At 56.7% G+C, this 25561-nt stretch carries 21 protein-coding genes; 11 read left to right on the top strand and 10 right to left on the bottom strand.

Features of this window, described 5'->3' with window-relative positions; genetic code table 11:
• The first annotated feature begins 38 nt into the window (after positions 1–38).
• Positions 39–233, top strand: coding sequence for a hypothetical protein (locus DSCA_RS21915; RefSeq protein WP_155318468.1), 195 nt, complete (start codon positions 39–41; stop codon positions 231–233).
• Between the two features lie 37 nt (positions 234–270).
• Here DSCA_RS21915 and DSCA_RS21910 read toward each other — a convergent pair whose 3' ends face one another.
• From DSCA_RS21910 to polA, 3 genes are all read right to left on the bottom strand, one after another.
• Positions 271–1080: a hypothetical protein gene (locus tag DSCA_RS21910; RefSeq protein ID WP_155318467.1), complete on the bottom strand. Its 810-nt coding sequence runs from the start codon at positions 1078–1080 to the stop codon at positions 271–273.
• A gap of 83 nt (positions 1081–1163) precedes the next feature.
• Positions 1164–2153, bottom strand: coding sequence for a signal peptide peptidase SppA (gene sppA, locus DSCA_RS21905; protein ID WP_155318466.1), 990 nt, complete (start codon positions 2151–2153; stop codon positions 1164–1166).
• 70 nt (positions 2154–2223) lie between these two features.
• Complete coding sequence (gene polA, locus DSCA_RS21900; protein WP_231716242.1) at positions 2224–4929, bottom strand: DNA polymerase I; 2706 nt, start codon at positions 4927–4929, stop codon at positions 2224–2226.
• Positions 4930–5256: 327 nt separating this feature from the next.
• Here polA and DSCA_RS21890 point away from each other — a divergent pair, with 327 nt between their 5' ends.
• Positions 5257–6177, top strand: a complete 921-nt coding sequence (locus DSCA_RS21890; RefSeq protein WP_155318464.1) for a DMT family transporter — start codon at positions 5257–5259, stop codon at positions 6175–6177.
• Between the two features lie 314 nt (positions 6178–6491).
• Here DSCA_RS21890 and DSCA_RS21885 read toward each other — a convergent pair whose 3' ends face one another.
• The 7 genes from DSCA_RS21885 to DSCA_RS21855 all read right to left on the bottom strand — a co-directional run bounded on the left by DSCA_RS21885 (position 6492) and on the right by DSCA_RS21855 (position 16132).
• Positions 6492–7145, bottom strand: coding sequence for a cytidylate kinase-like family protein (locus DSCA_RS21885; RefSeq protein WP_155318463.1), 654 nt, complete (start codon positions 7143–7145; stop codon positions 6492–6494).
• 293 nt (positions 7146–7438) lie between these two features.
• Positions 7439–8056: an alpha/beta hydrolase gene (locus tag DSCA_RS21880; protein WP_155318462.1), complete on the bottom strand. Its 618-nt coding sequence runs from the start codon at positions 8054–8056 to the stop codon at positions 7439–7441.
• A 90-nt stretch (positions 8057–8146) separates the two neighbouring features.
• Positions 8147–10435, bottom strand: a complete 2289-nt coding sequence (locus tag DSCA_RS21875; RefSeq protein WP_155318461.1) for a serine protein kinase PrkA — start codon at positions 10433–10435, stop codon at positions 8147–8149.
• A gap of 47 nt (positions 10436–10482) precedes the next feature.
• Complete coding sequence (locus tag DSCA_RS21870; protein WP_155318460.1) at positions 10483–12135, bottom strand: SpoVR family protein; 1653 nt, start codon at positions 12133–12135, stop codon at positions 10483–10485.
• 163 nt (positions 12136–12298) lie between these two features.
• Positions 12299–13693: a DUF444 family protein gene (locus tag DSCA_RS21865; RefSeq protein ID WP_155318459.1), complete on the bottom strand. Its 1395-nt coding sequence runs from the start codon at positions 13691–13693 to the stop codon at positions 12299–12301.
• Positions 13677–13901, bottom strand: coding sequence for a hypothetical protein (locus DSCA_RS21860; protein ID WP_155318458.1), 225 nt, complete (start codon positions 13899–13901; stop codon positions 13677–13679). Before DSCA_RS21860 ends, DSCA_RS21865 begins: the two co-directional genes overlap by 17 nt.
• Positions 13902–14071: 170 nt before the next feature.
• Positions 14072–16132, bottom strand: a complete 2061-nt coding sequence (locus DSCA_RS21855; RefSeq protein WP_155318457.1) for a serine protein kinase PrkA — start codon at positions 16130–16132, stop codon at positions 14072–14074.
• 454 nt (positions 16133–16586) lie between these two features.
• Between DSCA_RS21855 and DSCA_RS21850 the strand changes: the two genes are divergently transcribed.
• The 9 genes from DSCA_RS21850 (at position 16587) to DSCA_RS21810 (ending at position 25560) form a co-directional block, all read left to right on the top strand.
• Complete coding sequence (locus DSCA_RS21850) at positions 16587–17288, top strand: GntR family transcriptional regulator (RefSeq protein ID WP_155318456.1); 702 nt, start codon at positions 16587–16589, stop codon at positions 17286–17288.
• Positions 17285–18913: a glycerol-3-phosphate dehydrogenase/oxidase gene (locus DSCA_RS21845; RefSeq protein ID WP_155318455.1), complete on the top strand. Its 1629-nt coding sequence runs from the start codon at positions 17285–17287 to the stop codon at positions 18911–18913. Before DSCA_RS21850 ends, DSCA_RS21845 begins: the two co-directional genes overlap by 4 nt.
• A gap of 11 nt (positions 18914–18924) precedes the next feature.
• Entirely contained in the window at positions 18925–20496 is a 1572-nt protein-coding gene (locus DSCA_RS21840) for an FGGY-family carbohydrate kinase (protein WP_155318454.1), read from the top strand.
• Between the two features lie 79 nt (positions 20497–20575).
• On the top strand, positions 20576–22300 hold the full coding sequence (recN, locus tag DSCA_RS21835; protein ID WP_167527908.1) for a DNA repair protein RecN: 1725 nt from the start codon (positions 20576–20578) through the stop codon (positions 22298–22300).
• Between the two features lie 46 nt (positions 22301–22346).
• Entirely contained in the window at positions 22347–22598 is a 252-nt protein-coding gene (locus tag DSCA_RS21830; RefSeq protein ID WP_155318452.1) for an FmdB family zinc ribbon protein, read from the top strand.
• 59 nt (positions 22599–22657) lie between these two features.
• A complete protein-coding gene (locus DSCA_RS21825; RefSeq protein WP_155318451.1) occupies positions 22658–23347 on the top strand; it encodes a transcriptional repressor in 690 nt (229 codons plus the stop codon).
• A gap of 76 nt (positions 23348–23423) precedes the next feature.
• A complete protein-coding gene (locus DSCA_RS21820) occupies positions 23424–23861 on the top strand; it encodes an SH3 domain-containing protein (protein ID WP_155318450.1) in 438 nt (145 codons plus the stop codon).
• Positions 23862–23884: 23 nt separating this feature from the next.
• Positions 23885–24874, top strand: coding sequence for an adenosine kinase (locus DSCA_RS21815; RefSeq protein ID WP_231716241.1), 990 nt, complete (start codon positions 23885–23887; stop codon positions 24872–24874).
• The gene (locus DSCA_RS21810; protein ID WP_155318449.1) at positions 24874–25560 is read left to right on the top strand and encodes a tetratricopeptide repeat protein; all 687 of its coding nucleotides are present in this window, start codon (positions 24874–24876) and stop codon (positions 25558–25560) included. Before DSCA_RS21815 ends, DSCA_RS21810 begins: the two co-directional genes overlap by 1 nt.
• The last annotated feature ends 1 nt before the right edge of the window (position 25561 follow it).

Genomic DNA, 25561 nt, shown 5'->3' with positions numbered 1-25561 from the left:
AATATATTTAATAATTTGTTCATACAAGGCGAATATAGATGAGAAAAACCAATCAGGACGAGCAGATTCTTAGGGCCTCCAAGGAAATCGTGGTGAAGTTCATTGAGACGGGGAGGGTATCACCGACGGGCTTTCCGGAGGCCTTCAAGTCCATCTACCGGGCGGTGGATGAAACCGTGAAGCAGTCGGCCGCGCCGGAAACAGCAGACGACCGTGACAGGGAGGCGCCTTGATCGACGCCCCCCGATAGAATTGGTTGTCGCGTCCCGGTCACCTCGTGTAGGTCAGGTTGAAACTGGCCGATTCGTTCAGTGTCTGTATTTTCTGGACAAAGGCCGACTGCATGGTCCGGATCACATCACGGCCCAATTCGTCTCCGGCCGCGTTGCCGGCTTCACCGCTGCGATATCGGCCGAAAAGATCCTCGACCGACGTGGCAAGCTGCCTGCGCCGGCCGCGGAACCCCTTGACCTGTTCGGCCATGTCGTCGGTCATCCGGTCGATGCGGTCCAACAGGCGCTGGAGCCGTCCCTGGCCATGGCGACGGGCATGGCGCCCCTTTCCCGGTGCGGAACCGCTTATGTCGACCTTTTCCTGCTGGCCATGCATGACCTGCCGTTCATAGGAAAAGGCTGCTTCCAGGCTGGAAATGGTGTCCAGTTCCTTCAACAGTTCACCGTCTTCGGCCATCTCCTGGAGGTCGCCGTTCATAAAGTCATCGATCATGGAACCGATGGCGCTCACGGCCTCCCGGATGTCCTCCAGTTCCCCTTCGTTGAGAGTTCCATCCACTGCAACAGTCATGTTCCGGTTGCCGGAGAATTCGAAAAATGCGGTCTGGGATGATGCCGCGCGGCCACCTTCGTATGAACGGCTGCGGTAGATTCCGGCAGTGGCCTCCATGGCCGAGGCCAGGCTGATGGTAACCGTGTCACCCTCGTCGGTCGTGATGGTAAGGTCCGTATTCTGGGCCATGGACACGGTGCCGACACGGGTCTGCTCCGCCTGGAAGCTTCTGCCGCCGGCGAAGGCCCCGCGGGAGAACGGGGCGAACGATTGCTGATTTGCGATAGGGTTCATTCTAAACGCCTCCTTTTATGTTATCCTGTAAAACGGATATCGGCCGCTGCAGCGGCATCTTTAGGACGCGTTCGAACAATGGATCAGGGCGAGCCCAATGCCTGGGGCCAGAGGTAGTAAAAGCCGGCATCCAGGGCCATCAGGTCGGAGAAGGGGCCCAGGTCCATCAGCGGTGTTGGCGCGGACCGGGCGCCGCTGGTCAGGGTGTTGTATAGATTGTCGTCGGGATAGTGGGTTCGGCGGTAGACCACCACCCGGGCATCGGCATCGAGCGCGGCGATCGATTTGGCCTCGTCGACGGCATCGGAAAGATAGCCGATCTTGTCGACCAGGCCCGCGCTGACGGCGGCATCGGCCAGGAACACCCGGGCATCGGCAACGGCGGCCAGGCGCTGTCCGTCCAGGCCCCGGTGCTGTCTGACCAGATCGACGAACCGCCGGCCCAATGCATCGGCCAGTTCCTGCAGCAGGTTTTCCTCCTCAGGGGTGGTGGGCCGAAACGGCGACCCCATGTCCTTGTTCTCACCGGATTTATTCACCTGCACGCCAATGCCGATCTTTTCCATGAACCCCGACACCTCGGGCCGCATCAGGATCACACCGACGGAACCGGTCACCGTCGTGGGGTGGGCCATGATCACATCGGCCGGCAGGGACACGTAGTACCCCCCGGAGGTGGCCAGGTTCATCATGCAGACCACCACCTTTTTGCCGGTGCGCTGTTTGAAGGAAACAATCTCGTGATAAAGAATGTCGCTGGCCGTGGTGGTGCCGCCGGGGGTATCGATCTTTAGCAGCACCGCCTTGACGCGATCGTCCGTTTCCGCCAGCCGCAGGTGGGAGACGACCTCCTGCACCATACCCGGCATGGTCCGCATGATCCTGCTTTTGGGGGCATCGCTGATCACGCCGGTGATGGGGATCACCAGGATCTTGTCGTCGGCCGTGCCGTCCAGGATGACCTCCTGGAGCGGATCGGATGCATCGGAAAACAAAGTGATCCGGGGGCCGGAACAGCCCGGCAAAAACATGATGAGCAGCACAAACGCCAGCATCCCTGCCGATTTCCTCATGACAGCGCTCCAATCCTCTTTTCCGTGCCGACCGAAAGGGCAAAGCGTCGACGGGATGAGCAATTCATTCTCAATGCGCCTCGGCCCAGTTCTGTCCGCAGGCCACGTTGACCTTCAGGGGAACGGCCAGTTCCCACACATGCTCCATCTCCTCCCGGACCAGGGCTTTGGCATCGTCCATCTCATCGGGGGGGACTTCGAAAATCATTTCATCGTGAACGGACAGCAGCATGGTGGTTTGCATGCGTTTTTGGCGCAACGCCCGATCAACGTTGATCATGGCCAGCTTGATCAGATCCGCGGCAGTGCCCTGAATGGGCGTGTTGATGGCGGTGCGCTCGGCAAACTGGCGCACATTGCGGTTGGTGCTGGCGATATCGGGCAACTGCCGGAGACGACCCAGCAGGGTGCTGGTCCGGCGGGTGTCGCGGGCCGCTTCGATGGTGTTTTCGATAAACGATTTGACGCCCTGATAGCGGGCAAAATAATGATCGATATAAGTCTGGGCCATCTTGTTGCTGATTTCCAGTTCCCGGGCCAGGCCGTAAGCGCTCATTCCGTATATGATGCCGAAGTTGATGGCCTTGGCCTGCCGCCGGAGGTCGTCGTTGATCATCTGGGGAAAAACCTGAAAAACCTCTGTGGCGGTCCGGGTATGAATATCCTCGTCGTCCTTGAAGGCCTGGATGAGGATCGAATCCTCGGAGCAGTGCGCCAGAATCCGCAGTTCGATCTGGGAGTAGTCGGCTGAAAGAAAGGTCCAGCCCTCCCGGGGAACGAAGGCTTTACGAATCTCCCGGCCCTCTTCGGTGCGGATGGGGATGTTCTGCAGGTTGGGGTCGCTGCTGCTCAATCGGCCGGTGGCGGCCACGGTCTGGTTAAAGGAGGTGTGGATGCGCCCGGTTTCCGCATGGATCATGTCCAGCAGGGCATCGGCGTAGGTAGACTTCAGCTTGGCCAGGGTACGGTGGCGAAGCACGAGGGCCGGCAGTTCATGGCTGCGGGCCAGCTTCGTGAGCACCTCCACGTCGGTGGAATATCCGGTTTTTTTCTTGGTTTTCTTCTGCACCGGCAGGTTGAGCTTTTCAAACAGAATATGGCCCAACTGCTGGGAAGAGTTGACATTGAAGGTCTCACCGGCCATGTCGTAGATCTGCCGCTCCAGAGTATTCAGCTGACCGGCAAAGGATTTGGAAAGATCATGGAGCCGGTCCCGGTCCACACAGACACCGGTCATTTCCATGCCCAGCAAAACCGGCAGCAGGGGCATCTCCACCCGTTTCATCAGATCGGTCAGCCCGCGCGCTTCGAGCAGCGGAACAAAAACATCGTGGGCGGCCAGGGTAATGTCGGCATCCTCACAGGCATAGGGGATCGCCTTGTCGATGGTCACCTGGTCGAAGGTCACGGCAGCCTTCCCCTTGCCTGCCACTTCCGCAAAGCTGATGTTTTTGTGGCCCAGGTAATCCAGGGCGATCTGGTCCAGGCCGTGGGCCCGTTTGCCGGGGTCGATCAGGTAAGACGCCACCATGGTATCGAAATCGACACCGGCCAGTTCCACGCCATGACGTCGCAGCACCATCCAGTCATACTTGATGTTCTGACCGATCTTTTCGATTGCCGGGTCGGCCAGCACCGGTCTCAACCGATCCAGCACCACATCCAGGGACAGCTGCTCCGGCGCACCCAGGTAGTTGTGCCCCGTTGGGATGTACCAAGCTTGGGCAGGGACCAGTGAAAAAGAGAGCCCCACCAGACGCGCCTGCATGGGATCCTGTGAGGTGGTTTCCGTATCCAGAGCAAACCGGTCGGCGCGCTCCAGGCGGGCCACCAGTTCATCCAGGGCCGCTTTATCCATGATTGCCGCGTAACGGCGCGCCACGGACTCACCCTGCGACGCATAGGTCTTCTGCAACTGCCTGAATTCCAGTTCGGCAAAAAGCCGGGTGAGCGCTTCATCATCGGGTTTTTTGCGTTTCAGATGATCCGGATCGAAGTCAACCGGCGCGTTCCGGTCAATGGTGACCAGTTCGCGGCTGAGCATGGCCTGATCCTTGAACTGCAGCAGTTTTTCTTTCTGCTTCTTGGCAGTAATGCTCTCGATGCCGGCGTAAACCCCATCCATGCTGCCAAATGTCTGGATCAGCCGGACGGCCGTTTTCTGGCCGATACCGGGAACACCGGGAATATTGTCCGCCGTGTCACCGGACAGCCCCATCACGTCAATCATCTGCGTGGCCTCCAGGTCGAAGTCCTCGCGGATGGCTGCCGGATCGATACGCTTGTCTTTCATAGGGTCCCAGATGGTGCAGCGATCGGTGACCAGCTGCATGAAATCTTTATCCCCGGTGACCATGACCACACGAAACCCGTTTTTTTCGGCACGGCGGGCCAGGCTGCCGATCAGATCATCGGCCTCGAATCCGGCCTGTTCAAAAACGGGAATATTGAACGCCTCGGTCACTTTGCGGATCCAGGGCAGCTGTTCGACCAAATCTTCGGGCATGGGCGGCCGGTTGGCCTTGTAGGATGCATAGCGCTCATGGCGGAAGGTGGGGCCCTTGGCATCGAAAAACATGGCCACGTAACCGGGGGCCCGATCCTGCATCAGCTTGATCAGCATACGGGTGAATCCGAAGGTGGCATTGGTGGCAAGGCCGGTGCTGTTGGACAACCCCCGCACGGCATGGTAAGCCCGGTAAATGTATGCACTGCCGTCGATCAGGTACAGCGTCGGGAATTCCTCTTCCCGGTTCAGCTCAATTTGCGTTGACACAAGGTTGCTCCTGCATTAGTTAGTATCGCTTTGACCCGTTGGCGCTGTATGGTAGCATTAACCACCTAAAACAACAAGACTTCAGCCGGTTTCCGATACGCCATGAACGACACCCCAACCCGACCGCTTCGCCGGTCTCGCCGGCGGCACAAAGGCCCGCAGATCTGTCATTGCTGTGGAAAAGAAGTTCCCTTCTGCTGGCGCTGCCGTTGCGGATTCATGATCTGCCAGGAGTGCATGTATGAAAATGTATGGGGCATGTCCTGCAACGGCATTACCTGGCAGTGCCCGGACTGCGGCGGCCAGAACGGGTTCGGAAACCAGTAAATGCAGGCCCGGCACCTGAAATCCGACCTCCTGTTCCTGCTCAGCGCGACCATCTGGGGGTTCGCCTTCGTGGCCCAGCGCATGGGCATGGATCACGTGGGGCCGTTCACCTTCAACGGCATCCGCTTTTTACTCGGTGCCTTGGTACTGGTTCCCTTTATCTATCGCAGCCGGAACGATCAACCCGCAAAAACGGACGGCATCCGCCCCATCCAGAATACACGCCTGCTTGCCTACGGCAGCCTGGCCGGACTGGCCATCTTCTCCGGCGCCTCGCTCCAGCAGGTGGGACTGGTCTACACCACCGCCGGAAAGGCGGGATTCATCACCGGCCTGTATGTGGTGATCGTACCCATCATGGGGCTGCTCTGGGGCCAGCGCACCAACCCGGGCACTTGGGGCGGCGCCCTGTTGGCAGCCGCCGGCATGTACCTGCTCAGCGTCAACGAAGACTTCACCATCGCCTTCGGGGATCTGCTGGAATTAATCGGGGCCGTGCTCTGGGCCTGCCATATCCATTTGATCGGCTGGCTCTCTCCCAAAACCGATTCCCTGCGGCTGGCGTTCGTACAATTCATGGTCTGTGCCATGGCCAGCCTGGTTACCGCCGTGGTTTTCGAAACCGCCGCCGTGGGGGATATTGCCGCCGCGGCGCTGCCCATCATCTATGGCGGCGCCCTTTCCGTAGGGGTGGCCTATACCCTCCAGGTGGTGGCCCAACGTCACGCCCACCCCGCCCATGCCGCCATCCTGCTTTGCCTGGAAGCGGTGTTCGCCGCCGTGGGCGGATGGCTGATTTTAGGAGAAGTGATGTCCGGAAGGGGCTTGATGGGGTGCGGTCTGATGTTTTCGGGGATGCTGTTATCCCAGCTTTACGGACTGGTGGTCAAACCTGAAGGACCATCCGGCTCCCTTCATTAGCGGGCGCGGAGCCGGTCCAGTTGACCGGTGACGACGGGAACCGGCCCCACCGCTTCGGTGCGGCAGGGGCGCGTACATGGACGTTTACCTCCCGGTCCCGCTTTTTCAGCTGCCGGATCTGACGGCGCCGTTCGTGCGACCGCTCCCGTCAACCACCCCCTGGCCGGTCACGATCTTCCAGGCGGGCGGTCAACGACTGCGGATCCATGGCGCGAGGGCCTTCAACGGACCGTTCGAAACCGCTGGCAGTCCCTGCAATCGATAAATTATTGAAGCGTCCGATCATCAACCGTTTTATTCTGCAGTTGTCTCGATCAACCGACCGCGCTGCATATCGCAGCGGCAGCCGATTCAACGGAGAGCGATCCTGCATTCAACACCATATCGTAGTTGGCCGGGTCGGCGATGTCGCTGTGAAAATACTTCCTGATAAAGGCCTGACGGTCTGATTCGGTACGCAGCACGTGTCGTTTGGCCTCCTTTTTGGATACGCCATAGGCTTCCGCCACACAATTCACACGCATTTCAAAAGGGGCAATGATCCTGACCCGGAACCGGTTTTCAGGCGGCAGGACAAAATTGGCCCCCCGTCCCACGATAACCGCACGTCCATGCCGGCCGATCGTTCCAATGACCTGCATCAGAACCCGGGAGACCTCATCCGGCCACAAATGCCGATCACTGATGGCGGCCGACACCCAGTCTTCGATCATGGACAGCCCTCTTTCATCCAGCGTCCGGATAACGCGGGTGCTGGCATCGGCATTTTCGGCCATGGCGTTAATGATCTCCTGGTGAAAGATATCCAGGCCTAACTGTTCGGCCACGGCCCTGGCCACAAATTTACCCCCACTGCCCGGTTCCCTGGACACGGTAATCACCGGAATGGGTTTGGCCTCACGCGTTTCCCTTTTAAGAATCTCCCACCGTCGCACTTGCTCTTCAATGAGTTGATGAATGGCTTTCATGGCGCCTCCTTGTGGTTGCGGGTTAAAGGCCAGCCCTCAATTTGCCCGATGGCATCGGCGCAGCGGCGGCAGTGATGGGCCACGGGAACCGAATCAGGAGCGTTACAGATGGTCGAAGGCGCATTCGTCAAACAAGCGGTTGGAACGTGGAACGTCGGGAAGAATGGGGCAGGCGAAAGGAGATAGTTTCCCGTATAGGCACCGGGCGACTCAACGGTTGCTACAAAAATTGTATGCAACGACGGGTTTGATGTCAAGCAGGCAGTCGATGAATGACATGGGTGAACGGCCGGCTATGGGATTGGACGGGTATGCTGGACCAGTCTGCGGACCACCTCATCCAAAAATCCGAAAAAAAAGTGGTCCGCGCCGTCGATGATGTCCAGGCGGGCATCGGGATTCCACTGTCCCAAACAGGGGTGAATCAGGTCCGGCGGGGCAAATTCATCGCGGCTGCCGGCGACTACCGCCGACAGCATCGGCAGACGAAGCCCGTCCTTGAAATTGATAAACGCCACCGGTGGGGCCACCATGGTGAACCCCTGCACCGACAACCCTGCCTGGACGGCCATGGCGTTCACCCAAGCGCCGAAAGAGTACCCGGACAGGTGAATCTCCCGGAAGCCATCGGCTTTCAAGAAGGCCACCGCTGCGACCACATCGGTCTTTTCGCCGAGGCCCTGGTCGTGGGTGCCGGTACTTTTTCCGGTTCCTCTGAAATTAAACCGGAGCGTGGCAAATCCGATCTTCTGATACGCGGTGGCAATGGCCTCGACCACCGGATTGTACATATCGCCGCCATAAAGGGGGTGGGGGTGGGTAATGACCGCAGCCGTGGTGGGGTGGCCGGGGTGATACAACCCTTCCATTTTGCAATCACCGGACAAAAAACGGACATGGCCTTCTTTCATGGACCGCCCCTGAAGGTAAGAAGTTGAATCCGGTTGAGCCCTTTCCGAAGACACGATGGACCGGGACCCTGCCAGAAAACAAGGCGCTGGTCACGGCTTGGTGAACTTGCCGGCCAGGTCATTGTCGATGACGTATATGCAGACCGCCTTGGCCCCTTGCTCCGTATACCGGTATCGTTTCATGAGGTTGTCCATCAAAAAGGTGACATCATCGCGGATCTTTTTATCATAGGTCTTAAAATCCTCCTGGGCGTAATCCTTGATGGCCCGGCGGAAATTTTCGTTTTCCAGGAATGGGTCGAACACTTTTTCCTTGAGGTTGTATACGTACCGTTCTTTCAACGATTCAAACAGACGGGTTTGCGTGGGCGGCGTGCCGGCCACCATGATTTCCTGGGTCAGGGTCCGGGTGGTGTATTCTTTCTGCGTGTCTTTCCTGAAATTGAGCAATTTGATTTTTTCGACCTTTTCCCCGAGCACGCGGCGCTCGAATCCATCCAGAAGTTCTTCGGTGATGTGGACCTTCTCGCCGGTAAAATTGCAGACCTCCGTGGCCTCCGGCTCGAAATTGACGGCAAACATATAATGCAGAATTTCCCGGTGGATCTGTTCTTCATTGTAGTAATACAGGGACTCCTTGACCTCCTGGAGGATGGAAAAATCGTACATCAGCAGCAGGGAATTGAGAAAACCTTCCGGGATGGAGGCTTTGAGGTCTTTCTGCCCGTGAAAGAACTTGCACAGCATGGCCATATCGATCAGTTCGCCCGATTTGGCGTAGGTGGTATAAAAGGTGTTGAATATTTTTATGGAATCGCGCCCCGAAATACCCTGCCGGCCTTCATTGTCAGATTCACCGATGATCCGCCGCCTGCGTTTGGCGGTGAGCGCCTTGCGGTCTTCCTCGGACAGCCATCCGGGGATATGACCGGTAAAGATTTCCATCTTGAGCAATTGCAGGTTCTTATCGCAATAGCGGCTGTATTTCTCCGGTTCCGGGATCCACTCGAGCATGGCCTCGGAACGAAGGCTCAAGCGCGAAGAGATGATAACCCGGGCAAAATTGTGCAGCACCCGGGGCAGAAATGTGCCATCGATATGCGCCCCGAAAATATTGCGGTAAATCTCGACCTCCGTGTTCAGGTCCAGGACGTAAGGAATATTGATATAGACGATGCGGTCGGAGAACGACTGGATGTCCTTGATGTTCTTTTTGTCTTCCGGGTTCATCAGGGCCAGGAACAGGGAGTTGACGTTCTCCTCGATATCCTCGACCTTGTGTATCCCCTCGCTGATAATATTGTGAAGCTCGATGAGGCGCTCGATGTTGTGGGACTTGATGTCCATCAGGGCATAGATGCCGTTGTTGGTCTTGGCGTACCGGGAGTATATGTAGCGAACCTGATTGCTGTCGGAAAAAAGTCGATTGATCAAGCGCTGGAGGTATTCGTTGGTTTGAATGATCTCCTTGACCGGGCGATCTCCGGGGGAGAACACACTGACGCCCCTGCCCAAACGGCGGTTAAAGGTGTAGGGAACGGCATGGACCATTTCAAACACTTTTGCCGGACTCTTCAATCGGGCGAGCAGTGCATCGTATAGCGATCCGCAAATGGTGCACGGCTCCTCGTGGAAAATCCATTCGAATGCCTTGTCGGTAAAAAGGGTGTATTTAAATTCGTTGTTTTCGAACAGATCATCGAGAAATTGCCGCCTCCGGGATTTGGGGACCAACAACAGCGGATTGTCATGACAGGGGCAGGGCACCTCCACAAATTGGCCGTCCGCCTCGGGCAGGGCCATGGTGCGAACCTTTTCGAACTGTTTTTTGTCAGGATGTTGCTGCATCCGGAAAAGACTCTCCAGGATGGAGGCGGTCTCGTTGTCCCCCTCGTGCTCCAGTTGTCGCCGGTCCAGGCGCCATATGGTTTCGTAACGTTTACCCGCGTCCGTATTGGCGTACTCTTCGAAACGTTTCAACAAATTGTTTAAAAAGGTGCTTTTCCCGCAGCCATGGGGACCGTCAAAAATATAAATCTTATTCTGCTGGGCACCACTTCGAAGGGCTTCGACATGATTGACCAGCCGGTTGGCAAAAAGGCGGTCCGCAAAAAAGGGATGGTCCGATCCTTCAACAAACAGCCGGCTGCAGTCATAGCTCACGTATTGGATGGATTCGGGGTCGTTGGGATATTCATCCACCCCTTCGCCCACATGCGCCTTGAACAGATCGTGAAACACCTGGAAAACGTTACGAATCGTAGCAACGGGGGTATCCAGCACGACTTGCAGAAAATCCGAAAAAGGGATGGGCTTGCGGCGGGTTGCCCCGGCGGTGCCAGTATCGATATGCCTCATGGCCTTTTTGATGTTTTCCATAGACTGCCTTCTCCGACCCCCGGTTGGTTCAGCCCCGATCGGGCCAATTAGAGGATCTTTTTACTCAGTTTTCGCTCTTTCATGGTGTAAAGCACCCGCTGCCACTTTATTTCCCGCGGTTTGACTGCGTCGGTCTTCGGCGCTGAAAACCCGGGAATGGCGGGCGTTCTTGGCTCCCGCGGCCTTGCGGCCACCTCCATGGTTTCCAGTTGCACCGGACCACCCCACAGGTATTCAATCCCCAGCATGGTATTGGGGATATATTCGGCCAACAGCGGTTTGCCTTCAAACCGGTGGGTCAGGTAAAGGGAATTGTCTTCGGTTTTCTCCAAATCGACTTCAATGTGCGGCGGATGGTACAAGGACCCCATGAGCATATCCCGGTATTGGCCGGCATTCCGGCTTTTCACGTAATATTCCCATACCATTTTTTTTTCATTGAGCCGTTTACCGGCCACGAATAGATTGTTCGCGGTGACGAAGTCCTGATCGACAAAACTGTGGATAAAGGTAAAGTCCGAAAAATTTTGGCGCACCTTGAAAATATAGTCCCGACCCTTGCCGGTTTTGGCATTGTATGCCTGGCGCCGGCCGGCATCCGCCTCATGCTGGTATTCCCATGAGATCCGACCTTTTTCAGCCAGCTCCTCCAGAAAGTAGAAAAGGCGCATCCCCAGGGCGTATGGGTTCAGCCCCACACGGGGCATGGCCGTAACCCCTGCATTGACCCGGGCAAAATCAACCTCGTGCCCCTTGATGCGATCGTCATTCATGAAAAGGGTTTCGTGCCAGTAGGAAGCCCAGCCTTCGTTCATGATTTTGGTACGGATCTGGGGCTGGAGAAACAAAGCGGTTTTTCGAATAATCTGGATCACCATCAGCATCCACTGGTTCTCTTCCCGGCGAAGCATTTTGGAGTGTTCGATGATGAATTCCAGCAGATCCCGGGGTTTTTGCTTTTTTGAGGCCAGATGCTTTTTGAACAGGCTGCCAAATTCCGGATGACGCTGGTCGATTCGCGAAAAAAAAGCCTGCTCGCCCATGACCGGATCGTCCTTCAGGCTCGTATTGTAGCGTTCCAGTTCTTTGATATAGGCACTGACGTTAATCTTGGCGATATCCTGCAGGTATACGTCGAAATAATAATTCAACTTGTCTGAAATGCCGCTGTCGGGTACCGAAAACATCCTGGACAGGAGATTGTGGTAGCCGACCAGATTGTCGATGCCCCGTGTAAATTCGATCACATAGTCCACCCAGCGTCCCCGCTCGGTGCGAAGCTTGGCGATCGTGCGTTTATCGGACAGGGCTTCACCATTGAAGTCGTATTCCCACGTATGGCGAAAATACAGATTATTCTGAAAAAAATCGATATGTCCGATGACATGGTAAAAAATCATCACGTTGAGCCAGTCCGGGTTGTTGTCGTTGTAAAACGATATGGCCGGCCGGGTATTGATTACCGTTTCGTATGGATTGCCCGGATACAGCTCATACTTGCCCTTCTCCTTGAGCACATCCACGTCGTGCACCCAATAATCGTAGAGGGTGGGGATCATCACCTTGGGAGAAAGTTCGATGAGATCCCGGTTGGTGACGATATACTCCAGGCTTTCATCTTCGAAACGCAAACCGGCGTCTCGGGCCCGCAATTTACAGCCTTCCATGATCGTCTTGGTATGCTGGTCAATCAGTTCCATAGATCCTGCCGTTTCCGCCCTCGAATCCGGCGCCTGTCTTTAAAACGCTGCCGGTCGCACAGGCTCGGGGAGGGCGAGTATGCCGCCTGTGGCGGCTGAAGCGAAAAGCCACGCCACCGTCCCCCGCCGATAGTGGGCGCACAGGGCGTTTGCGGTGCGGCATTCAGGAGATCAACCGTTTGATGCCTTCAATAAGGCGGGGCTCATCGGTGCTTTCGTCGATGATGTCCAGACGAATGAGCTTGGGATTTTTTTCAAGAATGCCTGATTTTTTAAGATACCGTTCGACTTCCGTATGGTTTTGAGAACTGCCGGCATGCTCGGCAATCGTCACGCCCACCCGGCTGGTGTAACCCAGCATCTCTTTCAGGGCCGGGATGGCTTTCTTTCCCTCCGTGTCCCAATCGTCGCCATCGGTGCCATGGAAAACATAGATGTTGTAGTCAGCAGCCAGATTTTCCTCTTTCACGATCCGGTTCACCAACTCGTAGGCGGAAAACACCTGGGTGCCGCCGGCGACCTTGGAGTTGTAGTAGGTATAAAAATTCTCGACCTCCTTGGCTTCGGTATCGTGAAGGATAAACCGGGACTCCACCTGGTTGGCGTACTGATAGAGCAGCCAGCTGTATATGAGGACATGCTGGGTGACCACCAGATCGGTGGCCTTGCCGGCCATGGACCCGGAGTAGTCCCGAAGAAAAAAGACCACGGCCTGGGATTCGAAATCCTTTTCTTTGGACAGGATCCGATAAATCCGGTCTTTGGGGGAAATAATGAACCGGGTCGAATCGATTTCACTCGCATCGGGGAGGTTGCCCAGATGGATGTTGGTTTCGACAATCTCCTTCAAGGTGGCTTTTTTATCCAGAACCTGGCCGAAACCGCGGTTTCGGTCGGTCATATCGTAGGTATACCGGGTCAATGAGCGCTTTTTCCCCTTGTCCTGAAGGTTGGGCAGCTCAAATTGTTCGGTGAGGATTTTTCCCAGGTCGTATGCCGAGGACTCTATTTCGTGCTGACCGCCCTCTCCTTCGCCGGGCCCTCCGGCGCCGGCCTGATCCGGGTCCCGCACCGGCTGTTCGCCGATCACCTCACCCTCTTCGCCATCACCGCTGCCGCCCTGTCCCTGGCTCTCTTCCTGTTCGGCAAAGTTGGGATCATGGATGAATTTTTCCTCCACGGTCGTGGGCACCACCACCACCTTGCCCTTGCCGCCCTTGCCGGGCTTGATCATTTTGCCCACCCGGATTTTGCGGGGGAAGCCGTCCTTCTCCCGCTGGCGGTCCTTTTCGAGCAGTTCATCGATGGAGCGGATATGGCTGACATAGGATCCTTTCGGCTGGCTCATGGCCTGCAGGGTCATCAGATCATGGTAATCATACAGGTTGAGCAGACGGATCTCGCCGTCGCCGGTGGCGACCACCGCCATGTTTCCCCCGATAACCGGCAGATCATGCGTCCGGTCGTCGTTGACTTCCAGCAGGATTTTTGCTTCCTGCTCGGGCGTAAGGCCGGCTTTTTTAAGTTCGGAGTATAGTTTTTCAAGTTTTTGGCGCATCAGTCGTTTCACCAATGTTTGCTATGAATAATTGCCAGTATTGCAGGTTTCCAAGAAGCAGGGCCAAAAGAGTAAGTGCCTTTTCAAAAGGAGTCCAATTATCTGACTTATAACCACGTACCCAACCTGTTAAAATCATCCAAAAAAGGACAGCAACAATAGCACAAAGCCCGTAAATAAGGATCCATTCTATGTTAGAGTTAAGCATTTTAAATTGTTACAATCCTTTTTGATGTTGGTCATAAAAAATAGGATTCTGGTTCAAGGCCAAGGCGGCGTTTGCTTCCAACCCGCAGGCATACTTGAAGTATGTCGAGGATTTGGGAGCAAACGCCAACGCAGAGATTGGGCCAGAAGGCATTTTTGAGTCTCCTCCGATTAATTCTCATCCTCCTGGGTGCAAAAATACTCGATCGTCTTCTGCGCACAGGTCTGGCAGTACCCCAGCTTGTTGAGCATGGTGTCGACCATACGGTCGTACAGTTTCTGGTTCTCTTCGTTGGTCCGGTTGGCCAGGGCGCCGATGAGGCTTCCTGCGCCGGCGATATCCGATTTCAACCGAACGTCGGTGACGGCTTTGACCAGCTCCAGATTGTCCATGAAATCGTAATCCGGATCCACGGATATCTTCTGGCCGTATATTTTGCGGATCGACGTCCTGAAGGTCTCCCGCTGTTCCGTTGTCTTCAGTCCCAGACGCTCCTCCACGCTGTTGATATAGCGTTCGTCGATCTTCAGGGCCCGGAGCTCGCCCGTCTGGGGGTCTTTGTATTTCCACATCTTGTCCGGCCCCAGGTTTTCGGCATCGATGCCGATAATCATGTTCACGTAGTTCATCACGTCCTTGCGAATGGCCAGGGGTTCATCCATGTAGGCATTGAACATCTCCGTCATGATGCGCTCACGGTAGAGCCCCTTGGCGGTCTTCATGTCGTCCAGGTACTTGGCACGGTCATTGGCATCGGTCACATAGTCCAGGATGATACGATCGAGCGCCTTGAAAATATCGTAGGCAAACATGCACTTGCCTTCGTTGGTTTCCGAGCTTTCGATGAGCAGTTGCATGGCCCGCCCCAGGTTGCGCTGCCCCAGGCCTTTCTGACCGAATCGTTTGGTGATGTCCGGATTCTGATTGAGCGTGTCGATGACCTCGGCCAGCGTTTTGATGCTCTTCTCTCCGGCCACTTCACCGGCGGCCAGCTTCATGGTCTCGATGGGGGTGAGCTTTTCCGTCCGGGCCAGCCGGCTGAGCACCACCGCAACCGAGGCGGCATGGTTCAGGTTGGGGTCCTGGTGCAGGTATTCGCGGTTGAGCGTGGTGCGCGTCTCGTTGCCGATGGCATATATGGTCAGGTCTTTTTGCAGCTTGTAGTTGGTATTGTGTGAGACGTAACAGATGCGGCAGCGGTCGACAATGGGAGCTTCTTCCTTTTCCGCCAGAAACCGGTTGAACTCGGAGTTGTTGCTGGTGGCAATAATCAGGGTGTCGATGGGCCATTTGTAGCCGTCGATTTCGATATTCCGGTTCTGAATCACCCCCAAATAGACCTGAACCAGATCCTTCTTGTTTTTGAATATTTCATCGGAAAAATGAACGCCGCCGCCGGCCACCCGCGCCAGCGCGCCCCGCCGCAGATCAAACCGGTAGGGATTGTTGGTCTCCGTGATGTGCAGCAGTCGCTGGATGGACTCCTCGCCCAGAAGGTCCACCGCCGAGGAAGTGATCTTATCCTTTGCCGGGTACTTGCCGGTGACCGTGCCCAGGCTCTCGGTCATGGGAACGGGAATGATCTGGATGAACTCGAGCATCTGTGCCAGATCGCCGTTGGTAAAGTTCCTGATGTCATTCCAGATGAAGGCGCTGCATGCCCCCAGGGGACGGTAGTCCACCCACAGAGTGTCGATCTCGTTATCCGAAAATCCGATTTCCCGGGATAAAAATTCACGGTTTTTGTCCGCTTCATCGGTGATGTTCATCCCGAGGATCATCGGATCCTCATAGGTCTGGGATTCAATGGCGGTGATTTTTCCATACCCGCCGATCCTGTCCAGTCCGGTGAATCGAAAGGAATATTTGCGGTTGGTTTCCTGGGACAAAAATTCCCTGTACTTGTTGCAGACAAAATCCACCAGAAACGTCTTTCCGTTTCCCGGCTCCCCCACCAGGACAAAGGCCATCTCCTTGGACGACCCGTTTTCGGCCGCATCCTTGACGTAGGAGACAAAGCTGTTGATCTCGTCATACATGCCGATGATGTGTTTTTTTCCGGTTCTGAAGATACTGAAATCGTAGGTGGTCTTACCGTTGACCACCACCTTGGTGATGTCGCTTTCCAGAATCATTCGGGCCACGCCCTGAAAGGCGTTCTCAAAACAGCGTTTTCCCTCCTTGACCTGGACCAGATGCTGGTGAAGCGCCGACGAATTCTTTTTGGTCATGGTGTCCCCCTATGTTTTAAATGACCACTACAGGAGATGGTGAAACCGGTTAATCGCTTCCGCCTGTTGTTTCAACCGCAACAGGAGAATGGTGATGAGACGTTACCGTTTGGCTTCCAGGTCCGCTATCAGAGAGGATTTCTGCGCAGGACGAGTTTCTGACAGGAATCGGCATGACCCGGGAACCGGGTGCTTCGCCGGCAAGGGCCCGGATGCAATGGAAGGAGGCACAACACAAGGTGAGCGAGGAAAAAAAGCCGACTGTTGCTGCGGGTGCATCAGAATGAGAATTCCATTGCCACTAATTGAGTATAGCACCTGATTGCCAAAGTTCAACCCGAAATACCTGGCCCGGGACCTGCAGGCCGGCAGACCTTCGGTGATGACCGGCGGGGTTGACAGCGCGCAAGGGCAACTGGTATGACCTCTTACCAGTTAATTCAAGGAGGCCATCATGAAGGTAACGTCCCCGGCCATACCCCCCTCCCGACCGGCCCGGTTGGTTGAGCACCGAATTATTACCGGCATCCTGAACGGCTCCTATCCACCGGGCACCCATCTTCCCAATGAACGTCATCTGGCGGAATCCATCGGTGTGGCCAGGCCCCCCCTTCGTGAAACCCTCCACCGGCTGGCCACAGAAGGCTGGCTGACCATTGCCCATGGCAAACCGACACGGATCAACGATTACTGGGAAAAAGGCGGGATGGGACTGCTGGGCACCCTGGCCAAATACATCGATACCCTTCCGGCAGGGTTTGTCATCCATCTGATGGAGGTCAGAAGCCGCCTGCTGCCTGTTATCGCCGCACTGGCCGTGGACCAGGCCCCTGATGAGGTCCAGGCATTTCTGGAAAATGCCGAAAGGCTGGATGACGACATCGATGCATTTGTGGATTTTGACTGGCAGCTTCAGCTTTTCATGGCCACCAAGTCAGGGAATCCCATCTACAAATTAATGCTCAACGATTTTTCCACCATGTTCGACAGCCTCGCGACGGCCTACTATGCAATTCCGGAAGCAAGGGCGGCATCCCGTAACTATTACCGCAACCTCAGTTCGGCGATACCGGCCGGCGGCCGCCGGGTGGAGGCCGTGGTAATGGCGGCCATGAATCAAAGCGTCGCCCTGTGGAAAACCCTTGACGGTGCATGACCATGATGGATCTGGACAACAGCTGGGACGTGATCATCATCGGCGGCGGCATCACCGGTGCCGGCGTTTTCCGCAAGGCGGTCCACATGGGGCTGAAAACACTGCTGCTGGAACAGCAGGATTTTGCATGGGGAACCTCCAGCCGTTCATCCAAGCTGATCCACGGTGGCCTTCGCTACCTGAAAGAAGGCCGAATTTTCCTGACACGGGATGCCGTTCGCGAACGGGAGCGACTGCTCAACGATGCCAGGGGCCTAGTATTGCCCATGGGGTTTCTGGTTCCGGTGTACAAAGATCGGGGGCCGGGCCGTTGGACCCTGGAGGCCGGCCTGTCCATCTATGATCTGATCGCCAAACGACGCCGGCATGCCTATATCGATACAGACGCATTCATCAAACTGGCGCCCCACATCGACCGGAAAGGGTTGATCGGCGGGTTCCGGTTTTTCGATGCCCAGGTCGATGATGCCCGGCTCGTACTCCGTCTGATTTTTGAAGGCATGGCCGATGGCGGCACGGCCCTCAACTACACCCGCGTGGCTGCCGTGGGCCGGGATGAAGGAGGCCGGGTCAACGGTGTGACCCTCGAAGATGTCCACTCCCACCAGACGCAAACCCTTTCCACGACGGCGGTCATCAACGCCACCGGCTGCTGGGCCGAGCGACTTCACCCATGTCCGCAAAAAAACCGCCGTCTTCGTCCCTTGCGTGGCAGCCACCTGATCTTCCCGTCCCATGTGCTCCCGGTGAATCAGGCCATCAGCACCATTCATCCGACCGATGGGCGGGCCGTCTTCATCGTACCCTGGGAAGGCGCCGTGTTGGCGGGCACCACCGATCTGGACCATGGGGAAAGCCTCTCCTTCGAACCTCGCATTACGGAGGAGGAAGTCTCTTACCTGCTGGACGGCCTGCATGCGCTTTTTCCGGCGCTGGACGTGTCGGCAAGGGATTGCCTGGCGACCATGGCCGGCGTACGGCCGGTGCTCAGCGAGGGCGCCTGCGGCCCGTCGGAAGAATCCAGGAAGCATGTGATGTGGGTGGACAGGGGTCTGGTGACCATCACCGGGGGCAAACTGACCACGTTTCGAAAGCTGGCGCTGGATGCGCTGAAAGCGGCCAGGCCGTTTTTACCCATCGCGGTCGCTGTCGAGGACACATCTCCGGTATTTCGTCCATTCGAAAACCAGCCGGCCCTGCCGGCACCCGTTTCCGGTCCGACCTGGGAAACCCTTTTCGGGCGCTATGGCAACGCGGCCGCAACCCTTGCAAGGACGGCCTCGCCATCGGACCTTGCGGTGATTCCGGGTACGCGAAACAGATGGTCGGAGCTTGTACACGGTGCCGCCCGCGAAAAGATCCGTCACCTGCCGGATCTTCTCCTCCGGCGCGTCCGGATAGGTCTGGTGACGCAGGAGGGCGGGCGGGCCCATCTGGAACGCATCCGGCATCTATGCGAGCCGGTACTGGACTGGGACGCCGCCCGCTGGAAAAAAGAAATCCGGGATTACCGCGACCAATGGCGGTTCGCCCATGGCCTGCCCGGCCGCCATGCGGCATCCCGGGGGCGGGTGAAATCCTTTTTCTATCGGCTGGGCCGACGGATCCACCGGCATGTTGCCTGAAATCGAGAAAAATGGCTGAACGAGACCTTTTGCTCTCCATCGACAACGGCACCCAAAGCCTCAAGGCACTGATCTTTGACGCCGGCGGGAATCTGATCGCCCGGGAACAGGTGCTGTTCACGCCTTATTTTTCGGCACACCCCGGCTGGGCCGAGCAGGACCCCACGGTCTTTTGGAACGCCCTGTGCAATGCTTGCCGGAAAATTTTCAACGCCCGTGGCATTGAACGGTCCCGCATCGCCGGCGTCTCCCTGACCACCCAGCGCGGCACGGTGGTCAACGTGGACAGGCATGGCCGCCCCTTGCGGCCGGCCATCCTCTGGCTGGACCAGCGCAAATGCCACGGTATGCCGCCCTTGGGAGGCCTGTGGGGCCTGTTCTTCAAGGCGACCGGACTTGCCGGCACCCTGGCTTATATCCAGTCGGAAACCGAAGCCAACTGGATCGCCAGAAACCAGCCGAGGGTCTGGGCCCAGACCCACAAGTTCCTGTTGCTGTCCGGCTATCTCAATTTCCGCCTGACCGGCGAGTATGTGGATTCCGTCGGCAGTCAGGTGGGATATCTGCCCTTTGACTACAAACGACTGCGGTGGGCCCGGTCCTGGGACTGGAAATGGCGCTGCGTGCCGGTTGACCCGGATCAACTTCCGCAGTTGACGGCACCCGGCCAGGTCCTCGGGACCGTGAGCCGTCGTGCTGCCCGGGAAACCGGCATCCCGGAAGGACTGCCGGTAATTGCCGCGGCGGCGGACAAGGCCTGCGAAGTGATCGGCTCGGGCAGTCTCGACCCGTCGGTGGGGTGCCTGAGCTACGGCACAACGGCCACCATCAACGTCACCCACCGCCGCTACATCGAACCCATCCCGCTGCTGCCGGCCTATCCCAGCGCCGTTCCCGGGAACCATACCGTTGAGGTCCAGGTGTTCCGTGGCTTCTGGATGGTCAACTGGTTCAAGGAAGAGTTCGGTTTCCCGGAGCAGCAGGCGGCCGAAAAAACCGGTGTGGCCGCCGAGAATTTATTCGACGACCTGATCAAGGATGTCCCTCCCGGATCCATGGGCCTCATGCTTCAGCCCTTCTGGACACCGGGCATCCGCACGCCCGGGCCAGAAGCCAAGGGCGCCATCATCGGCTTCGGCGACGTCCACACCCGGGCCCACGTGTACCGGTCGATTTTAGAGGGACTGGCCTATGCCCTGCGCGAAGGCAAAGAACGCATTGAACGGCGAAGCCGCACCCCCATCACCGGTCTGCGGGTCTCCGGGGGAGGAAGCCAGAGCGACCTGGCCCTGCAGCTGACGGCCGACGTGTTCGGTCTGCCCACGGTCCGGCCCCACCTTTACGAAACCTCCGGCCTGGGCGCGGCCATCGACACGGCCGTCGGGCTGGGCCTTCACCCTGACTTCGAAACGGCCGTAAAAGCCATGACCCGACCCGGCGATCGCTTTGAACCGGACCCGTCAACCCACCGACTTTACAATGCGCTTTACCATGAGGTGTACAAGCGGATGTATCGCCGCCTCAAGCCGCTCTATAAAAAAATTCGTGCCATCACCGGGTATCCGGAAGAACCGCCCTCCTGACCCATCATCCGTTACGATAATGCTTGATTCCCCCGGTCGCCTTTTTTATGATGGCTGCGACCATGCGGTGGAGTGCACTATGCTTAAAGAGCTGTTAATAAAAAATTTTGCCATTATCGAAGATCTGAACATCCGCTTCGAAGATGGATTGACCATCCTGAGCGGCGAGACCGGCGCCGGAAAATCGATCATTATCCAGGCCGTGAACCTGCTGTTGGGATCCAGGGCCAGCGCCAAAATGATCCGGGACGGCTATGACAGTGCCGAATTGTCCGCCTGGTTCGACGTCCCTGAAGCATCCGCGGCCGAAGCCATCATGGCGGAAAACGGCTATGACATCAACGATGGCCTGCTGGTGCGCAGGGTCATCGCCGCCAATAACCGCCATCGCATCTACATCAACGACCGGATGGCCACCATGCAGATGCTGGCCGCCATCACCGTGGACCTGGCCAGCATATCCGGCCAGCATGCCCACCAGGGCCTGCTGAAGGAAGATACCCACCTCGCCATACTGGACCGTTTTGGCGGCCTTTCCCCACAGGTCCGGGAACTGGCCGCCCAGTATGAAAAAATGGTTCCGCTGACCCTGGCGCTTGACGCCCTCAAAACGAAAAAAAGAAACCAGGAAAAGGAGATGGATCTGCTCCGGTACCAGGCTGCGGAGATCGCCGATGCGGGTATCCTGCCGGGTGAAGACGAATCACTGGAAAAAGAGCGTCTGCGCCTCAAAAACGCCGAATTTCTCCAGCGGTCTGTATATGACGCCATCCAGGCCCTTCACGGTGCCGACGGCGCCATACTGGAGCAGTTGGGTGAAGTGCGCAAAAACCTGGAAAAGGCAGCGGATCTTGACGATGGACTGCTGGCCGGCGTGCAGGAACTTTCCGACCACCTTTTCGGCCTCGAAGATGTCACCCAAACGTTGCGGTCCTACCTGGGAACGCTGGACACCGAAGCCGACCGGTTGGATTCGGTGGAATCCCGCCTGGATCTGATCAACCGCCTGATTCGCAAATACGGGGGGTCCATGGAGGCGCTTTTTGAAAAGCGTGATGCCATTGAAGCGGAACTTTGTGCCATCAGCAATCTGGATGAGGATATTCAGCGCAGCGAAGCCCAATTGAGCGATATTTTCGGCCGGGTGGCAGAGCAGGCCCGTCGACTGTCTGAAAAACGGAAACAGGTGGCCACGGAATTCGCCCAATGCGTCGAAACAGAATTGGATGGGCTCATGATGGCCGGGACCCGGTTCAGTGTCCGTATTGACCAACCGCCCTGCGATGAACATCAGTCCCCGTGGCGTTGTGTGGACGGGTGCCTGCTGTCGGCCACGGGGATTGACCAGGCAGCGTTCATGATCGCCCCCAATGTGGGAGAAACGCTAAAACCCCTTGCATCCATCGCATCGGGTGGCGAACTCTCCCGGGTGGTGCTGGCGCTCAAAGCGATCCTGGCGCAATCCGATGCGGTGGCTACGGTTATTTTCGATGAAGTGGATGCGGGCATTGGCGGCGCCGTGGCCGACGTGGTAGGGAAAAAGCTGAAAGCGCTCTCAAAAAAACACCAGCTGATCTGTATCACCCACCTGCCCCAGATTGCGCGTTTCGGCAATTGCCACCACTATATACAAAAACAGGTTAAGGACGGCCGAACCACCACCACCATCCGTCGGATGGACCCACAGGAACGGGTCCATGAAATCGCTCGCATGCTGGGCGGGGAAAGGATCACCCCGACGGCCCTTGAACACGCCCGCGCCCTGATGGCCAATGACGGAGAACATCCCGCGCTTGACAATTAGCGGATGATGGCCAGTTTTTGCAAAATTTTTTCATAAGGAGATCAAGATGCCCATATTCGAATTCAAATGTCTGGACTGTGACGAATTCCTGGAAATTTTGGTGATGAACAAGCAGGAGGAGGTGGAATTGGCCTGCCCCAAATGTGGATCCGGCAACCTGGAACGAATCCTGTCCTCCACCAATCACACGATCACGGGTGGCGGTTCCGGGCAGCCCTCCGGTTCCGGCGCCAGCACCCAGACACGAACCTGCAGTTCTGGCTCTTGCACCACCTACACCATCCCCGGGCCGGCATAGGGCCACCAACCTGGCTTCCGTTTTGGCTGTCTTTCCATTGCATCGCTAAGGTCACCCCCATGCTGCAGACATTGCACAAGCAGGAAAAGGAACAGTTCTGCAAACTGTTCAAACAGGATCAGATCACAGACTTCGAAAACCGGTTTGCGGTCATGGAAGCGTTTATGCAGATCGATGGGCACGTCTCCTCGGCCCAGATGATCCAACGACTCAACGACATGGGCCACCGGCTGGAACCGGAATTTGTCCGTGACACGTTGAAACTGATGTGTCAGTATGGCTTCGCCAGTAAACGGCAGTTCGACAACGGCGATATATTGTATGAGCATCTGCATCTGGGGCAGCATCATGACCACATGGTCTGCACCAAATGTCGAAAAATCGTCGAATTTGAAGACCCTCAACTGGAGGCGCTTCAGGTTCAGGCCGCTGAGCGGCATGGGTTCCACCTGCTCCAGCACAAAATGGAGATGTACGGGATCTGCTCGCAATGCATGTCCCAGCGAAGAAAACTGCTCCCCCTTTCCGATGCACCGGGAGGAGAACGATTGGTGATCGCCCGGCTGGACGGCGGCCCCATGGCGCGAGCGCGCTTGATGGCCATGGGCCTCCGGGTCGGAGACGAAGTGGACGTGATCACCAATTCAGGACAGGGGCAGCTGGTTATCGGAGTGGATTACAAACGAATCGTACTCGGCCGGGGCCTGGCACAGAAGCTGCTGGTTCAGGTCAACACCAAAAAGCCGTGATTGGCGAATGAAGACCGGCAGGCCAAACAGGCACCCGACTGAAACAGGCGCGTTTTACGCTGCCAAACTTTGGAAAATGAACAAATTCATCCCCATTCTTCTGGCTGTCACCTGGATCGTGGCCGGTGCAGGCCTTGCGCAGGCAGAACGGCTGAGCGTGAAGGCCAACATCGCCAACATTCGTTCCGGGCCGAATACCAGTGATGCGGTCATCTGGCAGGTGGAAAAATATCACCCCCTGAAGGTGATCACCAAAAAAGGCCGCTGGTGTCTGTTCGAAGATTTTGAAGGTGATCGCGGGTGGATTCACGACTCCCTTCTTGCGAAAATCAAATCCGTAATTGTAAAAAACGACAGGTGCAACGTCCGTTCGGGGCCGGGAACCGATAACGACATCCGGTTCACCGTGGACAAAGGTGTGCCCTTCAAGGTGCTCCGGGAAAAAGGGGACTGGCTTCAGGTCGCCCACGCGGATGGTGATCAGGGGTGGATTCACCGAAGGCTGGTCTGGTGACAGGCGGGAAGAAAGGCGTCGATTTGAAACCGCAGGGTAAAACGCCCCGGATCGTGGGGCTCGGTTCCGCACTGGTGGACATATTGGTTCACGAAAGCGATGACTTTGTTAGACGCATCGGTGTGGAAAAAGGCGGCATGACCCTGGTGGACATGCCGACGCTGGAAAAGATATTGAACCAGGTCTCTGGGGCGCCCATCGAGGTCCCGGGCGGATCGGCGTGCAATACGGCGGTGGGCGTCGGACAACTAAACGGCTGTGCCCGTTTTGTGGGGAAACGGGGAAACGACGATCTGGGGCGGTTTTTTGAAAAGGCATTGGTTGAACGGGGGGTTGAGCCCTTTTTGATGACATCGGACCTGCCCACCGGGCGGGTGCTTTCCATCATCACCCCCGATGCCCAACGCACGATGATTACCTACCTGGGGGCATCGGCCGACACCCGACCGGAAGAAATCACGGCGCAATGCTTTCACGACAGCGCCGTGGTTCACATGGAGGGCTATCTGCTGTTCAATCCGGATTTGATGGCGGCGTCGTTAAATGCCGCCAAAAAGGCGGGGGCAAAGGTGTCTCTCGATCTGGCCAGTTTTACCGTGGTCGAGCAATCCCAAACCCTTCTCGAGGACATCATCAGGCGCGATGTAGATATCCTCATCGCCAATGAAGACGAAGCACGGGCCTATACCGGCCTCCGGGACGAAGCCCGGGCGCTGGCCCGACTGGCTCGTCATGTGGATACCGCCGCCCTGAAAATCGGCGCCAGGGGAAGTTTCATTCAAAACAAGGATCAGGTTTACCGCATCCCGGCACAGGGTTCGGGACAAGCCGTAGACACCACCGGGGCCGGAGATCTTTGGGCTTCGGGGTTTTTGTATGGTCTCGTGAACGGTTATCCCCACGAAAAGAGCGGCCGGCTTGCTTCGGCGTGCGGTTATGAGGTATGTCAGGTGGTCGGTGCCGACATCCCTGCCGATGGATGGATGCGAATTAAAGAGGAACTGGAGGAATAATGGCCAGAGGGGCTGCAACACGCAAACAACTGCTAAAAGAACCCGATCAGTTTATCACTTTTTCAGGGAAACTGATTGCCTTCGGACGAACCCATTCAAAAACGATTCTGATCTGTGCGGGAAGCATCCTTGCACTGCTGTTGGTTGTCGCAACGGTGCGCCAGGTTTCCGACAGAAATGAAAAACGGGCCTCTGAGCAGGTTGAAAAGGCCGTGGCCAAATATTCAGCCGCCCTCAAAGATACCGATCCGAAAACAGCCTATGGCCGGGTAAAAACCGATTTCGATGCTATTTTTGACGCTTACGGCTCAAAAAATACTGTGAAAATTGCCCGGATCATCTATGGGGACATGAGCTATAATGCCCAGGATGCCGATACTGCAATTGCCATGTACACGCGGGCATTGGATGATTTTGACCAATCCCCGGCATTGAAAAACATCGTGTTGAGCGGCCTGGGCCATGCGCATGCCCTGAAAAATGAATACCCCCGGTCCATTCAATATTTTGAAATGATTGTGGCAGGCCAGGAGCCGACCCTGAAAAGCGGAGCGCTCTTCAATCTGGCATGGCTTTATGAAACCACCGGCGACCCATCCAAAAGCACCGCATTGTACAAGCAGCTGTTGGCCGATTTCCCGGAGACCATGTACGGCGACCTGGTAAGGGAAAAAATAAACAGCTGAA

The sequence above is a fragment of the Desulfosarcina alkanivorans genome (assembly GCF_009688945.1).
GTDB lineage: Bacteria > Desulfobacterota > Desulfobacteria > Desulfobacterales > Desulfosarcinaceae > Desulfosarcina > Desulfosarcina alkanivorans.
Note: the sequence above shows the minus strand (reverse complement) of the source record. Positions and strands in the feature narration are given on the sequence as shown.